Annotated in this window: 16 protein-coding genes; 3 read left to right on the top strand and 13 right to left on the bottom strand. The window is 39.0% G+C overall.

Annotated elements, in window-relative coordinates; all coding sequences use genetic code 11:
* Positions 1–15: 15 nt before the first annotated feature.
* The 13 genes from map to ftsA form a co-directional block, all read right to left on the bottom strand.
* Complete coding sequence (gene map / locus H6799_01585) at positions 16–771, bottom strand: type I methionyl aminopeptidase (protein ID USN97764.1); 756 nt, start codon at positions 769–771, stop codon at positions 16–18.
* Complete coding sequence (locus H6799_01580; GenBank protein ID USN97763.1) at positions 752–1,312, bottom strand: nucleoside monophosphate kinase; 561 nt, start codon at positions 1,310–1,312, stop codon at positions 752–754. Before H6799_01580 ends, map begins: the two co-directional genes overlap by 20 nt.
* Before the next feature lie 59 nt (positions 1,313–1,371).
* Positions 1,372–1,581, bottom strand: a complete 210-nt coding sequence (gene rpsU / locus H6799_01575; protein ID USN97762.1) for a 30S ribosomal protein S21 — start codon at positions 1,579–1,581, stop codon at positions 1,372–1,374.
* A 43-nt stretch (positions 1,582–1,624) separates the two neighbouring features.
* Positions 1,625–1,915 carry a winged helix-turn-helix transcriptional regulator gene (locus tag H6799_01570; protein ID USN97761.1) on the bottom strand — a complete coding sequence of 97 codons (291 nt, stop codon included), beginning with the start codon at positions 1,913–1,915 and terminating at the stop codon, positions 1,625–1,627.
* Positions 1,916–2,128: 213 nt separating this feature from the next.
* Positions 2,129–2,437: a 50S ribosomal protein L21 gene (gene rplU / locus H6799_01565; GenBank protein USN97760.1), complete on the bottom strand. Its 309-nt coding sequence runs from the start codon at positions 2,435–2,437 to the stop codon at positions 2,129–2,131.
* Between the two features lie 51 nt (positions 2,438–2,488).
* Complete coding sequence (locus tag H6799_01560; GenBank protein ID USN97759.1) at positions 2,489–5,464, bottom strand: isoleucine--tRNA ligase; 2,976 nt, start codon at positions 5,462–5,464, stop codon at positions 2,489–2,491.
* 1 nt (position 5,465) lies between these two features.
* Positions 5,466–5,999 (bottom strand): GNAT family N-acetyltransferase, encoded by a 534-nt coding sequence (locus H6799_01555; protein ID USN97758.1) that lies wholly within the window; start codon positions 5,997–5,999, stop codon positions 5,466–5,468.
* 1 nt (position 6,000) lies between these two features.
* A complete protein-coding gene (locus H6799_01550; protein USN97757.1) occupies positions 6,001–6,525 on the bottom strand; it encodes a GNAT family N-acetyltransferase in 525 nt (174 codons plus the stop codon).
* Positions 6,526–6,780: 255 nt separating this feature from the next.
* Positions 6,781–7,017 carry a hypothetical protein gene (locus H6799_01545; GenBank protein USN97756.1) on the bottom strand — a complete coding sequence of 79 codons (237 nt, stop codon included), beginning with the start codon at positions 7,015–7,017 and terminating at the stop codon, positions 6,781–6,783.
* Positions 7,018–7,086: 69 nt separating this feature from the next.
* A complete protein-coding gene (locus H6799_01540; protein ID USN97755.1) occupies positions 7,087–9,909 on the bottom strand; it encodes a vitamin B12-dependent ribonucleotide reductase in 2,823 nt (940 codons plus the stop codon).
* Between the two features lie 45 nt (positions 9,910–9,954).
* Positions 9,955–10,425, bottom strand: coding sequence for a transcriptional repressor NrdR (nrdR, locus tag H6799_01535; GenBank protein ID USN97754.1), 471 nt, complete (start codon positions 10,423–10,425; stop codon positions 9,955–9,957).
* A 160-nt stretch (positions 10,426–10,585) separates the two neighbouring features.
* Positions 10,586–11,869 (bottom strand): cell division protein FtsZ, encoded by a 1,284-nt coding sequence (ftsZ, locus tag H6799_01530; GenBank protein ID USN97753.1) that lies wholly within the window; start codon positions 11,867–11,869, stop codon positions 10,586–10,588.
* Between the two features lie 144 nt (positions 11,870–12,013).
* A complete protein-coding gene (gene ftsA / locus H6799_01525) occupies positions 12,014–13,249 on the bottom strand; it encodes a cell division protein FtsA (protein USN97752.1) in 1,236 nt (411 codons plus the stop codon).
* Between the two features lie 114 nt (positions 13,250–13,363).
* Between ftsA and priA the strand changes: the two genes are divergently transcribed.
* From priA to H6799_01510, 3 genes are read left to right on the top strand one after another with little or no spacing between them, the layout of a single operon-like run.
* Positions 13,364–15,373 carry a primosomal protein N' gene (priA, locus tag H6799_01520; protein USN97751.1) on the top strand — a complete coding sequence of 670 codons (2,010 nt, stop codon included), beginning with the start codon at positions 13,364–13,366 and terminating at the stop codon, positions 15,371–15,373.
* A 20-nt stretch (positions 15,374–15,393) separates the two neighbouring features.
* Positions 15,394–15,984: a peptide deformylase gene (gene def / locus H6799_01515; protein USN97750.1), complete on the top strand. Its 591-nt coding sequence runs from the start codon at positions 15,394–15,396 to the stop codon at positions 15,982–15,984.
* Entirely contained in the window at positions 15,985–16,884 is a 900-nt protein-coding gene (locus H6799_01510; GenBank protein USN97749.1) for a methionyl-tRNA formyltransferase, read from the top strand.
* Positions 16,885–16,888 lie beyond the last annotated feature (4 nt).

The following is a 16,888-nucleotide window of genomic DNA, read 5'->3' as shown; positions in this document are numbered from 1 at the left end:
TTGTCAACAATTTAGCTATTTAGTTAAGATTTCGCAACCTTCATAAGTTACCAAAATTGAGTGTTCAAACTGACAAGCCCAAGATCCATCTTTAGTAATAATATTCCAGCCATCTGGTAAAAACTCCACATCCGCTTTGCCAGCAACAGCAATAGGCTCAATTGCAATCGTCATACCAGCCTTTAGTTTAAAACTACCACCGTCTGGGCCATAGTTAGGTATATCAGGATCCTCATGTAGAGAATGACCCACACCATGTCCACAAAGCTCCCTTACTACATCTAAACCGTAGTTTTGTAGAGTCTTTCCGATAACTTTAGAAACATCTTTAACTCTTACCCCGTGTTTTACTACTTTAAGAGCCGCATTAAGAGCTTCTTCAGTCCCTTTTAACAGATTCCGAGCTTCTTCAGAAATCTCTCCAACTGGGTAAGTTATAGCCGCATCAGTAATTAAGCCTTTCCATAACACTCCAAAATCACAATTAACAATATCTCCCTCATTAATAACTCTACTGCCTGGAATTGTATGCTGAACCTCTTCATTAACAGCGATACACATTACATCAGGGTAGCCCCTGTAGCCCAAAAAAGCTGGCTCCCCACCAAGATCTTCTAACTTTGCAGATGCTAAGTTAGCTAGATCTTTAGTTGTCATCCCAGCTTTAGTGTTAAGCTTAACAAACTGAAGAACTTCAGCTAGCATCCTACCACCCTCTCTCATGGCTTGGATCTCCTCCTGGGTTTTAACTCTATTTAAGTTTTTGCTCATACTTCTTATACTTCTCTAGAACCTCTTTAAAAACATCTTCGGGAGTTTGCTCTCCATTAACTTTAACTATTCTAATCCCACCCTTCTTTAAAGCTGTTATAACCTCTTTATACTGCTTCTCAAAGATCTTTAAGCGCTTTTTTATATCTTTAGGACCATCATCACCTCTGCCTCTAATACTAAGGCGCTTTATTGCCTCCTTCTTACTAATCGCAATATCAAAAACAAAGGGAACATCAAAACCTAAACCTTTTTCACTTCGAACTAACCACTCTACTTCGCTCTTTCTTCTAAAAAAGCCGTCTAAGATAACAGGTTCATTTTTACCCAGGCCCCGTAACTCTTTTTCGATAATCTGCTCTACATAAACATCAGGGAGTAATGATCCTGAGTCCATAACCCTAATAACCTCTTTATCTTTACTCTTTCTGAGTACCGAACCTAAATTTAAAAGCTCGATTTTGGTCTTTTTAGCCAGCATTTCTGCCTGCGTACTTTTACCACTACCCGGCGACCCAATAAAACCTATTACCTTTTTCATCCTCTTAGATTATAGCCGAAAATTACATTAAAAATCCCGATTGCTCGGGAGTTTATATTTTACCTTTGTTTAGAAAAACTTGCTGCTCGCTTAGCTCGATACTGACTAGCTACAATCGCATTTTTTCTACGCTGATTTTTATTAATATCTTTACGGTAGTATCTTTGCGATTTAGCCTCACGAATCACTCCAGATTGGACAACTCTTCTACTAAAACGTCGGATCAAGCTTTCTGCGCTTTCGTTTTCACCTTTTGTAACTGTAATCATATATACCTAATTATAACCTATCTTTACCCCTATTCTCAAGCCCTTAGATAGAAGCTTCTTTTTTATCGTGTAGAGTTTGTACCTTTTCTACCATGCTTTGTAGCTCAGGAAGAAGTAAGAACTCAGGGTCAACATAGTATAAAGTTGTGTTCTTCTCTTTAGCTCGTTGTAAGAAGCCTGCTCTATGGAGTCTCTTCAATTCTCTCTGGACATTACCTGGATCTTCTTTTATCAACTTAGCTAACGCTCGAACATGAGCTTTTAACTGAGGGTACTTAGTAAAGACCACCACGATCTTTCTGCGCACACGGGAGGTAATAAAAATATCTAACATATATTTCTTAAAAAATCTCTCAACAAACTTTCTTTAGCTTTTTTGTTTTAACATAAGCTTTAATGTTGTTGTTTCTACACATTAACTATAAACAAACTATTTCAAAAAAACAATACCCTGTCATAACAGGGGTGACCACAACTTGTCATCCTGAGCTTGTCGAAGGATCCATTGATATCAAAAACCCCAAATTAAATTTGGGGTCGATTTATTTTAAGCAATCTTTAAGACTTTAATTTTAGAATATCTTTGTCTATGTCCACGCTTAACATCAACACGTTTTTTAGCCTTAAATCTAATAGAAACTACTTTAGTGCCTTGATAATCTGCCTTAACTACTTCTGCATCAACCTTGTTTTTTAAAACTGGAGCTCCAAATTCAGAATTGTCACCATCGACAATAGCCAGAGCTTCGAAGCTGACTTTATCGCCATCTTTCTTGCCGAGAAGTTCAACATCAAAAGTCTGACCTTCTTTTACAAGATACTGCTTTCCACCTGTTTGTATGACTGCTTTTTTCATATGTCTAAACAATTATACCAAAACCTCCGCCCCTGTTTCAACAGTTTATATCTAAACCTTCTCTAAGCTCAAACCTAGATCTTCACCTTCGACCTTTACTTGCTCAGAGTAACTTAGGGAATCATTAGACCACTCATTAGCTAATACTTCACTCGCAATCTCATCTTTAAACTTATCAATTGCCTCTTTTAATTCTTGAGAATCAGTTTGGATATTCAATTTTATCCTGTCATCAACATTCAACCCCGCATTTTTACGAGCCGCCTGAACAACACGAACAACTTCTCGCATCAGGCCTTCTTGCTTCAATTCTGGAGTAACTTCAAAATCCAACTCAATGGGAACTCCGTATTTTATTCTGCAGTGGTCACAATCACAGCCTTCATGAGCGTCGCCCACTTCTTTAACGTGGTCAATAGGCTTATCTCCAGGTCTCATCTTAAAATGGTCAACTTCTTTAACATTCAACTCTTCCTTAAGTATCTCTTCCAACTCTTTTGAAGGCAGTTCAGTAACAAAAGCTTTTGCTAGAGGTTGCCTCACTTTTACACCCGCCCTAGCTCTTTGTGCAAGCCCTTCTTGAATTGATTTTCTTACACTACCCATCTGATCTTCCAGCTTAGGCAGTACTAGTTGAGTATTAAAAACAGGGAAGTCTGCCAGATGCACAGACTCCTCACCTGTTAGCTTTCTGTAAATATCTTCCGATATAAACGGGCTAAACGGAGCTAGAACTTTAGCAAACTGCACTAAAACATAATAAAGAGTATGGTAGGCAGATGATTTATCTCCATCGTTTTCACTCTTCCAGAAACGTCTTCGAGACCTTCTGACATACCAATTACTTAGATCATCTAGAAACGGAACGATCCCGCGAGTTGCTTCGTTAAGCTGGTACTTCTCCATCCCATCAGTAACTTCTTTAACCAGAGTTTGCAAACGAGAAACAATCCACTTATCCAAGATATTCTCAGAAGTCGGAGCTAATAATTCTCCATCTTTATAAGCCTCGTCAGAATCCCAGCCATCAACACTCGCATACATCGTAAAGAAGTCATAGGTATTACTGAACATCGCAAGCTTTCGCTCTAAAACTTCCACTTCTTTATCAGTCAAGCTAGCATCTTCACCATTAACCAAAGGGGAGGATAAGAAATGTAATCTCTCAGCATCGGCACTGAACTTGTCCATGAGTTCCGTTGGTTCGGTATAGTTCTTAAGTTTCTTACTGAGCTTTTGACCATCAGCAGCGTTTAAGAACCCTGTACAAATCACATTCTTAAATGGAGCTTTGTTAAATAATCCAACATTAACCGCCATCAATGAGTAGAACCAACCCCGAGTTTGATCGATTGACTCATTAATAAAGTCAGCCGGGAACGTTGCCTCAAACTTTTCTTTATTTTCAAAAGGATAATGATACTGAGCAAACGGTACAGAACCACTCTCGAACCAGCAATCCAAAACTTTGCCAATATGCCTCATCGTTATGCCTTCGAGTTCAAACTCAACATCCATTACCATTGGGAGGTGATAATCGTCTAACTTAAAACCTGTAGATTCCGCAAACTCCTCATAACTGCCAAACACTTTTACTACTTCAACTCCATCAGACTTCTGCCCCTTCCAGACAGGTATAGGAGTTGCCCAGAATCTATCTCGGCTTAAATTCCAATCTGGAGCAGATAGCAGAATGTTTTTGAATCTTTTTTCTTTAAGATTAGCTGGGACCCAGTTAATAGTATCATTAGCGGCAAGCATCTCATCTTTTTGCGCTTGGATATCCATAAACCAGCTAGAATGAGCTCTGTACATAAGCTTAGTACCACAGCGATGACAATGAGGATATTCGTGTTTTATGTATTCAACCTTAAGTGCAATACCTTCTTCTACTAAAGTCTTAGCAATCTTTTTGTTAGTCTCCCAAATGTTCTTTCCCTGCCATCTTCCAGAAGCATAATTACCAACCTCATCAACCATATGCACTACTGGTAGATTCTGTTCTTGAGCTAGATTAAAATCATCTTCACCATAAGCTGGCGCAATATGTACTACGCCAGAACCATCTTCTTCAGTAACAAATTCTGCATTCAAAATTCTGTGTGCATTAGCTCCATGATTTTCTAATAGAGGTTCATACCTTTCATCTAAAACTTGTTTAATATCAAAATCTCCAAGTAATTTATAATCTAGAGACTGCTTTTTCTCATCTACAAATACTTTTTCTACCAGATCTTTAGTTAAGATTAAGTTTTTACCTTCATACTCAACTTCCACGTACTTAAGTTTAGTATTTATGGCTAAAGCTACGTTTGCAGGCAAAGTCCAAGGAGTAGTTGTCCAAGCTAAAAGATACTTATTAGGGAACTTAGCTTGATCTGCAAGTTTAAAATAAACAAAAACTGATGGATCAGTGACCTCTTTGTAACTATTCTCCATTGCGACTTCAGATTTTGAGATTGGAGTTGCATCACGAGTACAGTAAACCAAAACCTTCTCGCCATCATAGATCTTTCCTTTTTCATAAAGAGTCTTGAAAGCCCACCAAACAGACTCCATATACTCTTTATCCATGGTTCGATACGGCTTAGTCATATCAACCCACCGACCCATCCGATCAATTGTATTATTCCACGCCATACTTCCCTGGACCATCGCCTGTCGACACTCTTTTACATAGTTTTCAACACTTATTCTCGTACCAATCTCACTTCTATCTTTGATCCCAAGTTTTTCTTCCGTCTTAACTTCTGCAGGTAGCCCATGACAATCCCAACCCCACGAGCGCTCCACTCTTTTACCTTGCATAGTCCAATAACGGGCAACAGCATCTTTTACAGTAGAGACTAAAAGATGACCATGATGAGGAAGGCCTGTAATAAATGGAGGTCCATCATCAAACCTAAAATTATTATCCTTAGATCTATTTTCTACAGACTTCTCAAAAGTCTTGTTTTCTTTCCAGTACTTAACAATCTCTTTTTCAAGATCACTATGCTTCTTCTTATCCTCAACTTTAAACTTCATACTACTTCTCCTCCTTAACATTTTTCTTAACCATATAGACACATGGTATCTTTTCAGCGACCATATCTCTTTTACCAGTATCAACAAATCCAATTTTCTCGTAGAATCTAACTGCCCTACCGTTGTATTCAACTACATGAACATGAGTATCTTGAGTTTTATCCTCCCATTCTTCAAATTTAGCCGCTAATTCTTGAGCTAAACCAGTGCCATGTAATTCTTTATAAATGTATAGACCCTGCAGACTTTGCCCACCATCCTCAGTTCGGTTGCCATGCATATGACCAATAATTACCCCATTCTCATCTTCTGCAACATAATGTATGTTATCTGCAGTGTTATCCAAAAACTCATACTTAAGTCTATCCCTGTAGAAACCATATCCTAATTGAACTGATTTCCTAGATAGAATGAATTCGGGAGTTATACCTAATGACTCATTCACGTAGGTATCGAGCCAACCCACGAAAATTACCATAAAAATACCCTGAGCATCAGATCTCTTAGCCTTACGAATTTTCCAATTATTACTCATATTATTTCTCCTCTTCTCTTATCATTTGTATTTGTGGTATTACATCCATAAATAAATCCTCTGAACCAATAATTTCTTTAAAGCCCCACTTTTTGTAAAAAGCCTTTGCTCGATTATTATATACAGCAACACCTAAAGTAACAGGCTTATTTTTATCAAACCACTCTAAAATATTTTTCATCATAGTATTTGCAACACCTTTTCCATGGTAATCCCTATCAATATATAGAGCCATTATATGCTGTTTACCATCTTTTTCAGCGATATATTGTATAGCGGCACCAACTATTTTTCCGTCCTCATCTTTAGCAACCCAACTAGCTACTCCTGAATAACCCAGCCTATCAGTAGTTCGTTTAATAGCCTCGTCAGTCATTGAGTCAGCATTTCTTTTTTCAATAAATTCTTTTGTAACACCAAACTCATCATTCCTATAAGTCTCAAGCCAAGACTGAGCAATAAGTTTCTTAGCCTCCACAACATCTTCTAGAGTCATTCTAGAAATATTGAATTTATTTTTTTTCATACAAAAAGTCCCTTACTTTCTTTTTGTCAGAACCAGGCTACCTTGCGGGCGGACTGGCGGTACCATCTGACTTTTAGAAAAATAAGAGACTTTTTCTCTACTTCTAACTCTTAATTACAGCTTTTTCGGGCTTACCCGGCAGATTCTACTAATCCTGAGCTTTGTCGAAGGACTCACCGTTTGGACTTTCTTTCTGCTAGCTCGTGGTTGATAGCCACTCAAGCGCTTTTTACTAAGCTTAATTATACCATAAACCTAGCTATCCCTCTGAAGATCATCGCTTTCATCGGGTTCTATGCCAGGACAGATATATGTTTCAAGCTCTCCTGCCTCAATTGCACTAGAACCCATCGGAGCCAATCTACCTTGCGTATCATCAGGAACAAATAGCTCCTCAACACCTCCAAAAGCTGCCTCAATACGAGCTCTCGCGGCCGCTGCATCTAAATCAATTCTTTCGCCAAAAAATCCATCTTGTCTTACACCACCCATAATTACCTCTTCTTTTTACTTTAATTAATTTACCCCTCATCTAACCTCTCCCGAGGGAAGGAACTATTGCTAGCTGCATCCACTCGTACTGCCGCAGGCGGTACAAACGTAGCAACTTCCAGCACGCTGAGTTATGTTACCACAGTTAAAGCATAGTGGAGTCTCTTCAATGTGCTTACCCTCATCTTCTTGTACCATAACTTCCTCTTGTTTACCGTAAGAATCATCAATCCCTTGCGCTTCAGAAAGCTCTGACGAATGATTTACATTTTGTTGAGATGAACTACTACTATCTTCTCCTAACAAACTTGCTTGACTATGGTGATTTTCAAGATCCTCCATGCTGATTATCCCAAGCTCTAGCTGATCATCTAAACTTAAGTAGTCTTTAGCAATCCTTCTAAATATATAATCCATTAAGCTTGATGCAGTACGGATATCAGGATCATCAGTTATACCAGCAGGCGCAAAGCTCATCCCAATAAAGTCACTAACATAACTCTTGAGTGGGACCCCGTTTCTTAAACCTCGAGAGATCGAAATCGCAAAGCTATCCATAATACCAGCAAGAGTCGAACCTTGTTTACTGACTTGTAAGAAGATTTCTGCCGGAGTGCCGTCTTCAAACTCACCAACCGTTACATAACCCTTACAATCAGCAACTTTGAACTCAAATGTTCTAGCAGTTCTAGTCTTAGGCAACTTTCTAGATCCACCTACTGCCGTGCCAGTGTTTAAAACTGGCGAAGCTGAAGTAACTTGAGCTGGCTTAGACGAAGATTCCTCTTGCTTATTAGCATCAAACTTTTGATCCTTCTCGTCCTTCTTAGTCGTACTGAGAGGCTGAGCAACCTTACAATTATCCCTATAAATGGCCACTGCCTTAAGACCTTCCTTCCAAGAAAGCATATGGATCTCTTCAACGTCCTCAACACTCGCCTCTTCTGGCATATTAACAGTCTTAGAGATCGCTCCAGATAAGAATGGCTGAACAGCCCCCATCATCCTAACATGACCAGTATAGTGGATAACATTATCACCCATAGAGCAGGCAAAGACTGGATAGTGCTCTTTTTTTAGATGAGGTGCCCCAACAATAGTCTTTTCTTCATCAATATATTTGATAATCTCATCTACTTGCATCTCGTCATAGCCAAGAGTTTTAAGCGCGAGTGGGATAGTCCTATTAACAATACTCATTGTTCCACCACCAACTAGCTTTTTAGTCTTAACAAGCGCAAGATCAGGCTCTATTCCAGTAGTATCACAATCCATCATGAAGGCGATTGTGCCCGTTGGAGCAAGTACAGTGGCCTGTGAGTTCCTAACACCATTTTCTCTGCCTAATTTAACAGCATTTTCCCATGACTGCTCTGCGACTAGATTCAATTTAAGCTCAACTTTTAACTTATCTATGTTTTTAAGAGCTGCCTGATGCTGCTCTAAGACTCTATTCATACCCTCTTTATCTGCCTCGTAGCCATCAAAAGGACCGACAACTTTAGCAATCTGGGCTGACTTAGCATAAGCCTCGCCCGTCATTATTGCGGTTAGAGTGGCTGCCACCGCCCGGCCTTCGTCACTATCATAAGGTAGACCCATACCCATCAAAAGCGCTCCTAGATTTGCATAACCAAGACCTAACTCTCGGAAAGCCTTAGCATTCTTAGCAATTTTTTCAGTTGGATATTCACTATAACCAACAAGAATTTCTTGAGCCAAGAAGACAACTCGAATAACCTGACGATAAGCTTCGGCATCAAAGCTTCCATCCTCATTCAAAAACTTAAGTAGATTAATAGATGCTAGATTACAAGCCGAATCATCTAAATGCATGTACTCTGAGCACGGATTAGATGCATTAATTCTTCCTGCGTTTGGAGTAGTGTGCCAATGATTAATAGTCGTATCATACTGTAATCCAGGGTCCGCGCACTCCCAGGCAGATTCCGCAATCTGCCTCCATAAATCACGAGCCGGCAAAGTCTTCTTAACTTCTCCATCAGTCACTCCTAACAGGTTCCAATCAGCTCCACTTTCGACTGCTTTCATGAACTCATCACTTACACGAACAGAGTTGTTAGCATTCTGATACTGGACACTAAACGCATCTTTGCCATCCAGATCCATATCAAATCCGGCTTCTTTTAAGACTCGAGATTTTCTCTCTTCAATAGCCTTACACCAAATAAACTCTTCAATATCAGGGTGATCAACATTTAAGATGACCATTTTAGCTGCCCGACGAGTTTTACCACCAGATTTAATAGTCCCAGCCACAGAATCAGCTCCGCGCATAAAGCTCACTGGACCAGAAGAAGTTCCTCCCGAGTTACCTAAACCTTCTTTAGAAGATCGAAGCTTAGATATGTTAGCGCCAGCTCCAGAACCTCCTTTAAAGATCATTCCTTCTTGTCTGTACCACTCTAAAATAGACTCCATCGTATCATCAACAGAAAGGATAAAACATGCACTTGCCTGCTGAGATCTCTCCGGAGCGCCAATATTAAACCAAACTGGAGAATTAAAAGAGGCTTTTTGGTCAGTTAGAATAAACTTTAGCTCATCATTAAAAACTTTTGCCTCTTCTTCAGAAGTAAAGTAACCTTCACTTCGACCATGCTTAGTAATAGTATCAGCGACCCTATTAACTAATTGTTTTAAGCTATATTCGCGAGTTGGAGTTCCTGGGGTTCCACAAAAGTATTTTTGAGAAACAATGTTTATAGCATTTACACTCCAGTCTTCTGGGAATTCAACATCTTTTTGCTCGAATGCCACTTCTCCAGTAAAATAATTCTCAATTCTGGCATCAAACTTTGCCCATTTAAATAAACTGTAAACATCGCCACTCAAATCGTGCGTAAAAAATCTCTCAACTAGTTCCGACATAGCTAAATTTGGTTACCCTCTTTTTAATTTTTTGATTTACTTATCTTATTCTCTATTTTTATGTTTCTTGAGTCTTTCTAACTCACTCTCAAACTCTTTTAGATTTTTGAAGTTTCTGTAGACACTAGCGAATCTAATATAAGCCACCTCGTTTTTCTCAGCGAGTCCATCCAAAATCATCTCACCAAGATCAACAGAGCTAATCGCATTTTCTTCAGCTCGCTTATAGGCTTCTTCTTCCACTTCAGAAACTAGTTCTTCGAGATAACTCGGACTAGCAAAAAACTTACCAACTGCCCTAACAAGAGCTTCTCCAAGCTTTTTTCTATCAAACAACTCCTGACTACCGTCCCTTTTTACTACTAAAAGAGTGGGTCTCTCAATTCGCTCATAAGTTGTAAAGCGCTCTCCACACTCACCGCACTCACGACGTCGTCTAATTGTTTCAGATCCAGGGGATTCTCTTGATTCTAAAACTCTGTCTTTTCCAAGTTCATGACACTTTGGACACTTCATATTTTTTAATAAATCTTTATTAGATTAATAAACGTACATCTAAACTTTTTAGCTAGGAGCGACCTCTCATAGTCTAGAACATAAATACTACATATAGTGCTTATGTTTATAAGGATAAACTAGATCTAGCGCTTTTTACAAGGTACTTTTGGTGTGAACTTTACTTTCTCTTAAACCTTCGGCGCAGGAATGATGGAGTATTATCCTCGTCGTCATCGTCGTCCTCATCATCGTCGTCTGAAGAATCCCAAACACTTACATCTCGGTCCTCATCATCGTCATCATCCGTAATTGATTTCTTACGACTCTTCTTCTTTTCTTCATCCTCTTTATCAAGGTCTTTACCAATGTCACCAACTTCTTTCCTTACCTTCTCAACATCCTCATCGATATCATAATTCTTTGGCTTCTCAATAGAACTTGCAGCCGAATCTAAACTGTCCATTCCAGTAAGTCCAGCATTATTCGGTCTTGAATAGAAGTAAGATGGGTCAAATCCGGTTGCCACTACGGTTACAGTAACTTCACCTTCTGGTAGATCATCACGTATTGATGCTCCAAAAATGATATTTGCATCTGGAGACACCGCAGAAGTAATAACTTCAGCGGCTTCATTAATCTCGTGCATACTGAGATCTCTTCCTCCAGCGACACTAAATAGCACTCCCCTAGCTCCATCGATAGAAACTTCAAGAAGCGGTGATTCGATCGCCTGCTGTGCGGCATTTACAGCTCTATTTTCACCAGAAGCATGCCCGATTCCCATTAGTGCAGAGCCTGCTTTAGAAACAATAGTCTTAATGTCGGCAAAGTCTAGATTAATCAATCCCGCTTCGGTAATTAAATCAGTGATTCCTTGTACACCTTGTCTTAAGACATCATCAGCATATTTAAATGCCTCCACAAGAGGAGTATCCCTCTCAATAGTCTGTAGAAGCTTATCATTCGGAATTGTAATCAAAGTATCAACAAATGGTTCTACCTGTTCGATTCCCCAGTCCGCGTTTCTTCTTCTCTTGTCACCTTCAAAACTAAACGGTTTGGTAACAACTCCAAGCACTAAGACATCCATTTCTCTCGCCACTTCAGCAACTACAGGAGCAGCTCCAGTACCTGTTCCTCCACCTTCACCAACGGCAATGAAGATCATATCTACATTTTCTAAAGCTTTACGGATTTCTTCTTTAGACTCTTCTGCAGCAGCTTTACCAACCGTAGGGTCAGCTCCAGCCCCTAGGCCACGAGTAGTATCCCGACCAATATGGATCTTTTCATCAGCTAAAGAGTGAGCAAGAGCCTGAGCATCAGTGTTTACAGCAACGTAGCCAACACCATCAAGACCAGATGATTTCATTCTATTAATAGCAGCACCGCCAGCACCGCCTATACCAAATACTTTTATTACCGCTAAACTCTGTGGTTCTTCAATTTGTAATTCTGGCATATTCTATCTCCCTCTCTTTTAGTTCTATAAGATCTTAATTGTCCGAACAATTATTTGTTTCACTAGCCTTTACTATACCAAATCGAATGCCAATGTCTAGCTAGTTTCCTGAGTCACTATGACAACTTTTTATTCAATAAAAATCTAGCGCTTCTTTCCTTTGAACAAGATTTTTTTGGTACGATCAAAAATTTGATCTAAAACACCATTCCCAGCATTATTTAAACTGTTAAATTCTCTATCATCAAATAACATTAAGCCTACTGCAGCCGACCATTCAAAGCCCAAAATATCACCAGTCGAAGTCTCGTAAGTGCTAATCTCTGCTTTTTTACATGGCAATTTTAGGATATCTTTTGCTACTTCTTCAATTCCTTCTATAGCACTCCCACCTCCTCCTAAAACAATTCCGCTTGGTAGTCTTGAATGCTGCCCCATCTTTTTTAAAGCCTTAGCAAGCTTCTCAAATATCTCCTCAAGTCTAGCCCTGACGATCATGTCTACATCTCGAGCTTTAAAATGGTGGATCTCATCGTCCCATTCTACTGAAAAGATCTCCCCCATATCTACTCCGTGACCAACAGCAGCATTTTCTGTCTTAATCTTCTCGGCAAAATCAACCTCAACCTGTAAACCAATTGCTAAATCATTAGTAATATGAGCCGATCCCATCGGTACAACAATAATTCTCCTCAGTTCCGTTTCCTCAAAAACCGCCAAAGATGTTGTCTGTGCACCAATATCAATATAAATGACTCCTCTTTCTCGCTGTTCTCGTGTCAGCACTGCCTCTGCTCCCGCTCTAACTTCTGACTGAAGTCCATTACAATTAATATTAGCTGTAGAGATTGCTTTTTCTAAAGTCCTTAAATGTGCCTCTGCTCCACTTATAATCACTGCTTCCACCTCTAATCTATTACCAGACATCCCAACCGGATCTTGAGTCTGGTCCTCTCCATCAACACTAAATCCAACAGGTATTAGCTCTAACATCCTCTGATTTGCTGGCAATTGTACGATCGATGCAGCATCAAGTGCTTGTCTAACATCACTATTACTAACGTGGTCATTATTCTCTATCGATGAAGCACCTTTAGAATTATGCGTCATTACATTCTGCCCATTTATAGAGAAAGTAGCTCCATCGACACTTACTCCGGCAACTTTTTCTGCCTCCGCTAAGGCACTATCAATCGATTGAGCCACACTCACCGGATCAACTACATTCCCCCGACGCATCCCAAAAGTCTTCGCTTGCCCAACTCCAAGAATATGCGGCAGTTCACCAGGCTTATCAGCAGCTCGACCAATTACGCACCGGACACAATTTGTTCCAACATCTATACCACAATAGTACTTAGCTTCTCTTTCGTTTGTCATTTTTCTTTTGATTACCAACTAGCTATAAGCTTATGCTAGCATAATTTTAGATATGCTGTCACCCGTCATCTGCTAAAATCTTATTTACTAATCTGTAAATATTTATTAAAACCTATGACCAAACTTTATTCTGTCGCATTTCCCACTAAAAATAAGTTTGAAGGCACTAGCACCTTTGTCTACTCTTCAGAAAATACTCTTAATTTAGGAGATTTAGTTCTATGTCCATTTGGCAAGAAAAGCTCGCTAGGTCTAGTTGTAGAGCTAAATCCACCTAGGCCAAAATTTAAGTTTAAAAACATCGAAGAAGTCGTTCATAAAAACTTTATTAACAGTAACAAGATTGAACTATATAAATGGATTGTTGAATATTACTTATCAAGCCCAGGAGTCACTTTAGAGCTTTTTTGTACAACAAATTTGATCAATAGAGTTATCAATAATACTGACCAAAAATGGCTCGACAATAGAATCAATCAAATTCTTTTAGAATCCAAGGTAAACAATAAAATATCATTAAACAAACTCAATGGACAGCAGAGTTCAGCGTTAGAAAATATACTAGATAATACCAATAAAAAATCATCCTTTGTTCTTCATGGCGCTACAGGATCAGGAAAGACAGAGGTTTACCTCCACTCCACTCTAGAATTTATAAAAAATAAAAAGTCAGTTTTAGTCTTAGTTCCAGAAATTGGTTTAACCACGCAAAACATTGCTCGTTTTGAAACACTTGGAGTACCACTAATAACTCTCCACTCAAACCAAACTAGTGTTGTTCGAGCCAAAAACTGGCAACTAATCAGTAAACTAACCTTAGAAGATAAACCGGTAATAGTCTTAGGTCCCCGTTCCGCAATGTTCTCACCTATCCATAACCTTGGCCTAACAATCATAGATGAGTTTCATGATCAGTCCTATAGACAAGATAGTTCGCCTCGATATAACTCAGTAATTGTAGGAGGCATGTTAAGCAGATTAACTGACTCTAAATTGATCTTAGGGAGTGCGACTCCAAATGTCTCTGACCTCTACACTCTTACTCAAAAAGATGTCCCTATTTTAGAACTAGATATCAGAGACACTCAGACTAAAGAAATCTTTATTATCGACTCTCGAGATAAAGATAAGTTTAGTAAAAGTAAGATTATTTCCACCGAACTTTTAGAAAACATAAAAAACTCCCTAAATAATCTGGAGCAAGTCATGATATTCCATAACCGCAGAGGCAGCGCCCGTATGCAAATCTGTTCTAATGTAAATCCTGTTTGTGACTGGATCAATTCTTGCCCCAACTGTCACATCCCTCTCGTCTTCCATGCCGATGAGTATACTTTAAGATGTCACACCTGTGGTCATAAGGCTAAACCAGAACTCATCTGCCCAGTCTGCTCATCAGAAACCCTCACTTTAAGAGGTTACGGCACCAAGCAAATCGTTACAGAACTTGAGAAAATTTTTCCAGATGCAAAAATCGCTCGCTTTGACGCCGACAATACCACTAAAGATTCTACTCTTGAGAATAACTACGAAAAATTAAAATCAGGCAAAGTAGATATTATAGTGGGGACTCAGATGCTCGCCAAAGGTCTCGATTTACCAAAATTAAGTTTAGTAGGAATTCTACAAGCTGAATCTGGCCTTGCTATGCCGGACTTTCGCTCATCTGAGCGAACATTTCAGTTATTAACCCAAGTTATTGGTAGGGTTGGACGTGGTCATAATCACGGAAGAGTCATAATCCAAAGTTTTGCCCCTAAACACCCTGCCGTTAAGCTCGCCTCAGAAGAAAACTATGAAGATTTTTATAAAAAAGAGCTAGAAGAGAGAAGATTAAGCTTAACTCCTCCATTCAGATACCAATTAAAGCTAACAGGAAAATATACTAACGAAGATTCTGCCAAAAGAGCGGCTAATTTACTCTCAAAAGAGATAAAAGAAAAGATTAAAAACCCTCTACCACAAATTATCGGACCGTCCCCTGCCTTTAGAGAAAGAGTTAACGGAAAATACCAATATCAAATAATCATCAAATCAACCAAGCGTAACCAGCTCCTAAAAATAGTAGAAGACCACCTTCCCACCAATTGGACCTTCGACATCGACCCACTATCTCTTCTTTAGCTCTGTTATAATATAGTCTAATGACACAGATTAAGGCTAAGAAGGTTATTTTAGATCCGCACCCCACTCTGCATCAAAAGTGCAAAGTTGCAGATCCGAACTCACAAGAGATTAAAGATCTTCTAAAAACTATGCGGGCAACACTTAAAGAGTGGGAAGAAGGCGAAGATCGATACGTTAGCGTTGGTTTAGCTGCTCCTCAAATCGATGAACCATGGCAAGTTGTTTTAGTCAGAAGCGATTTTAATGACTACAAAAAACAAGATTTTTACGCTTTAATTAATCCAGAAATTACAAAATATGAGGGTGCCCCGATTCAAGATGATGAAAGTTGCATGAGCGTCCACGGAGTTCATGTTAAAGTGCCCCGTTACCCAAAAATAAAAGTAAAAGCTTTAGATGAAGATGGAAACGAAGTTAAGTTTACAGCTAGGGGCTACGAAGCCAAAGTAATCCAACACGAAGTCGATCATATCAACGGGCTAATAATAATGGACAGAGCCTTAACTGAGGCTCAAGGTGGCTACTTTAAAGAAATGGATCCTAACACTGGTAATATGATTAACTTAACCCAGCAAGAAGTAGAAAAAAGAGGTATATTTAAAAGATAAATGCCAAAAAACATTGTATTCTTCGGAAATGAACGCTTAGCTAGCGCTTGCACTACTCGACTGCCAATTCTTAATGCACTTTTAGATTCAGAGTATATTATCAAACTAATATTAATAAGCGAAAAAGGTACAAAATCACGTAATAAAAGAGAGTTAGAGGTTAAAAACTTTGCCAAAAAAAACAATATTGAATTATTTATTCCAAAAGACCTAGATGATCTTGTGAAAAAACTATTCGAGGTTAATGCCGAAGTTGGAGTTCTCGCTGCATATGGCAAAATTATCCCCCAAGAAGTTATAGACATATTCCCTGAAGGCATAATTAACCTCCATCCTTCACTACTGCCTAAATATCGAGGACCAACTCCTATCGAATCAGCCATATTAAACGGAGATCACGAAACTGGAGTCTCAATAATGGCGCTTGAGAGCGGTATGGACTCTGGACCAATCTACATCCAAACTAAACTAAAACTTAATGGATCAGAATCAAAACAAAATTTAGCTGATACACTTGGTGAGCTAGGTGCTCAAAAAATAATTAAAGTATTAAAAGAAGAGCCTACACCAAAACCGCAAACCGGAGAGCCAATAATCTGCTCTCTAATAAAAAAAGAAGACTCCATATTAGATTTATCCAGACCAACAGAAACTCTAGAGCGAGAGATCAGAGCTTATCTCGGGTGGCCAGGATCTAAATTAACACTAAACTTAAAAGATAATAAAGAGCTCGAAATAACAATTACCGAAGCAGAGGTAACAAGAGAAGACGACAAATCACCCCTTACATTTAAAACTTCAAAGGATTATTTAAAAGTCACAAAACTTAAGCTTCCAGGCAAACCTGAAATGACCACAAAAGACTTCTTAAACGGCTATAGAAACATACTAGGAGTTTAGACTT

This window comes from Candidatus Nomurabacteria bacterium, from assembly GCA_023898665.1.
In the GTDB taxonomy this organism is placed as follows: domain Bacteria; phylum Patescibacteriota; class Saccharimonadia; order Saccharimonadales; family HK-STAS-PATE-42; genus HK-STAS-PATE-42.
Note: the sequence above shows the minus strand (reverse complement) of the source record. Positions and strands in the feature narration are given on the sequence as shown.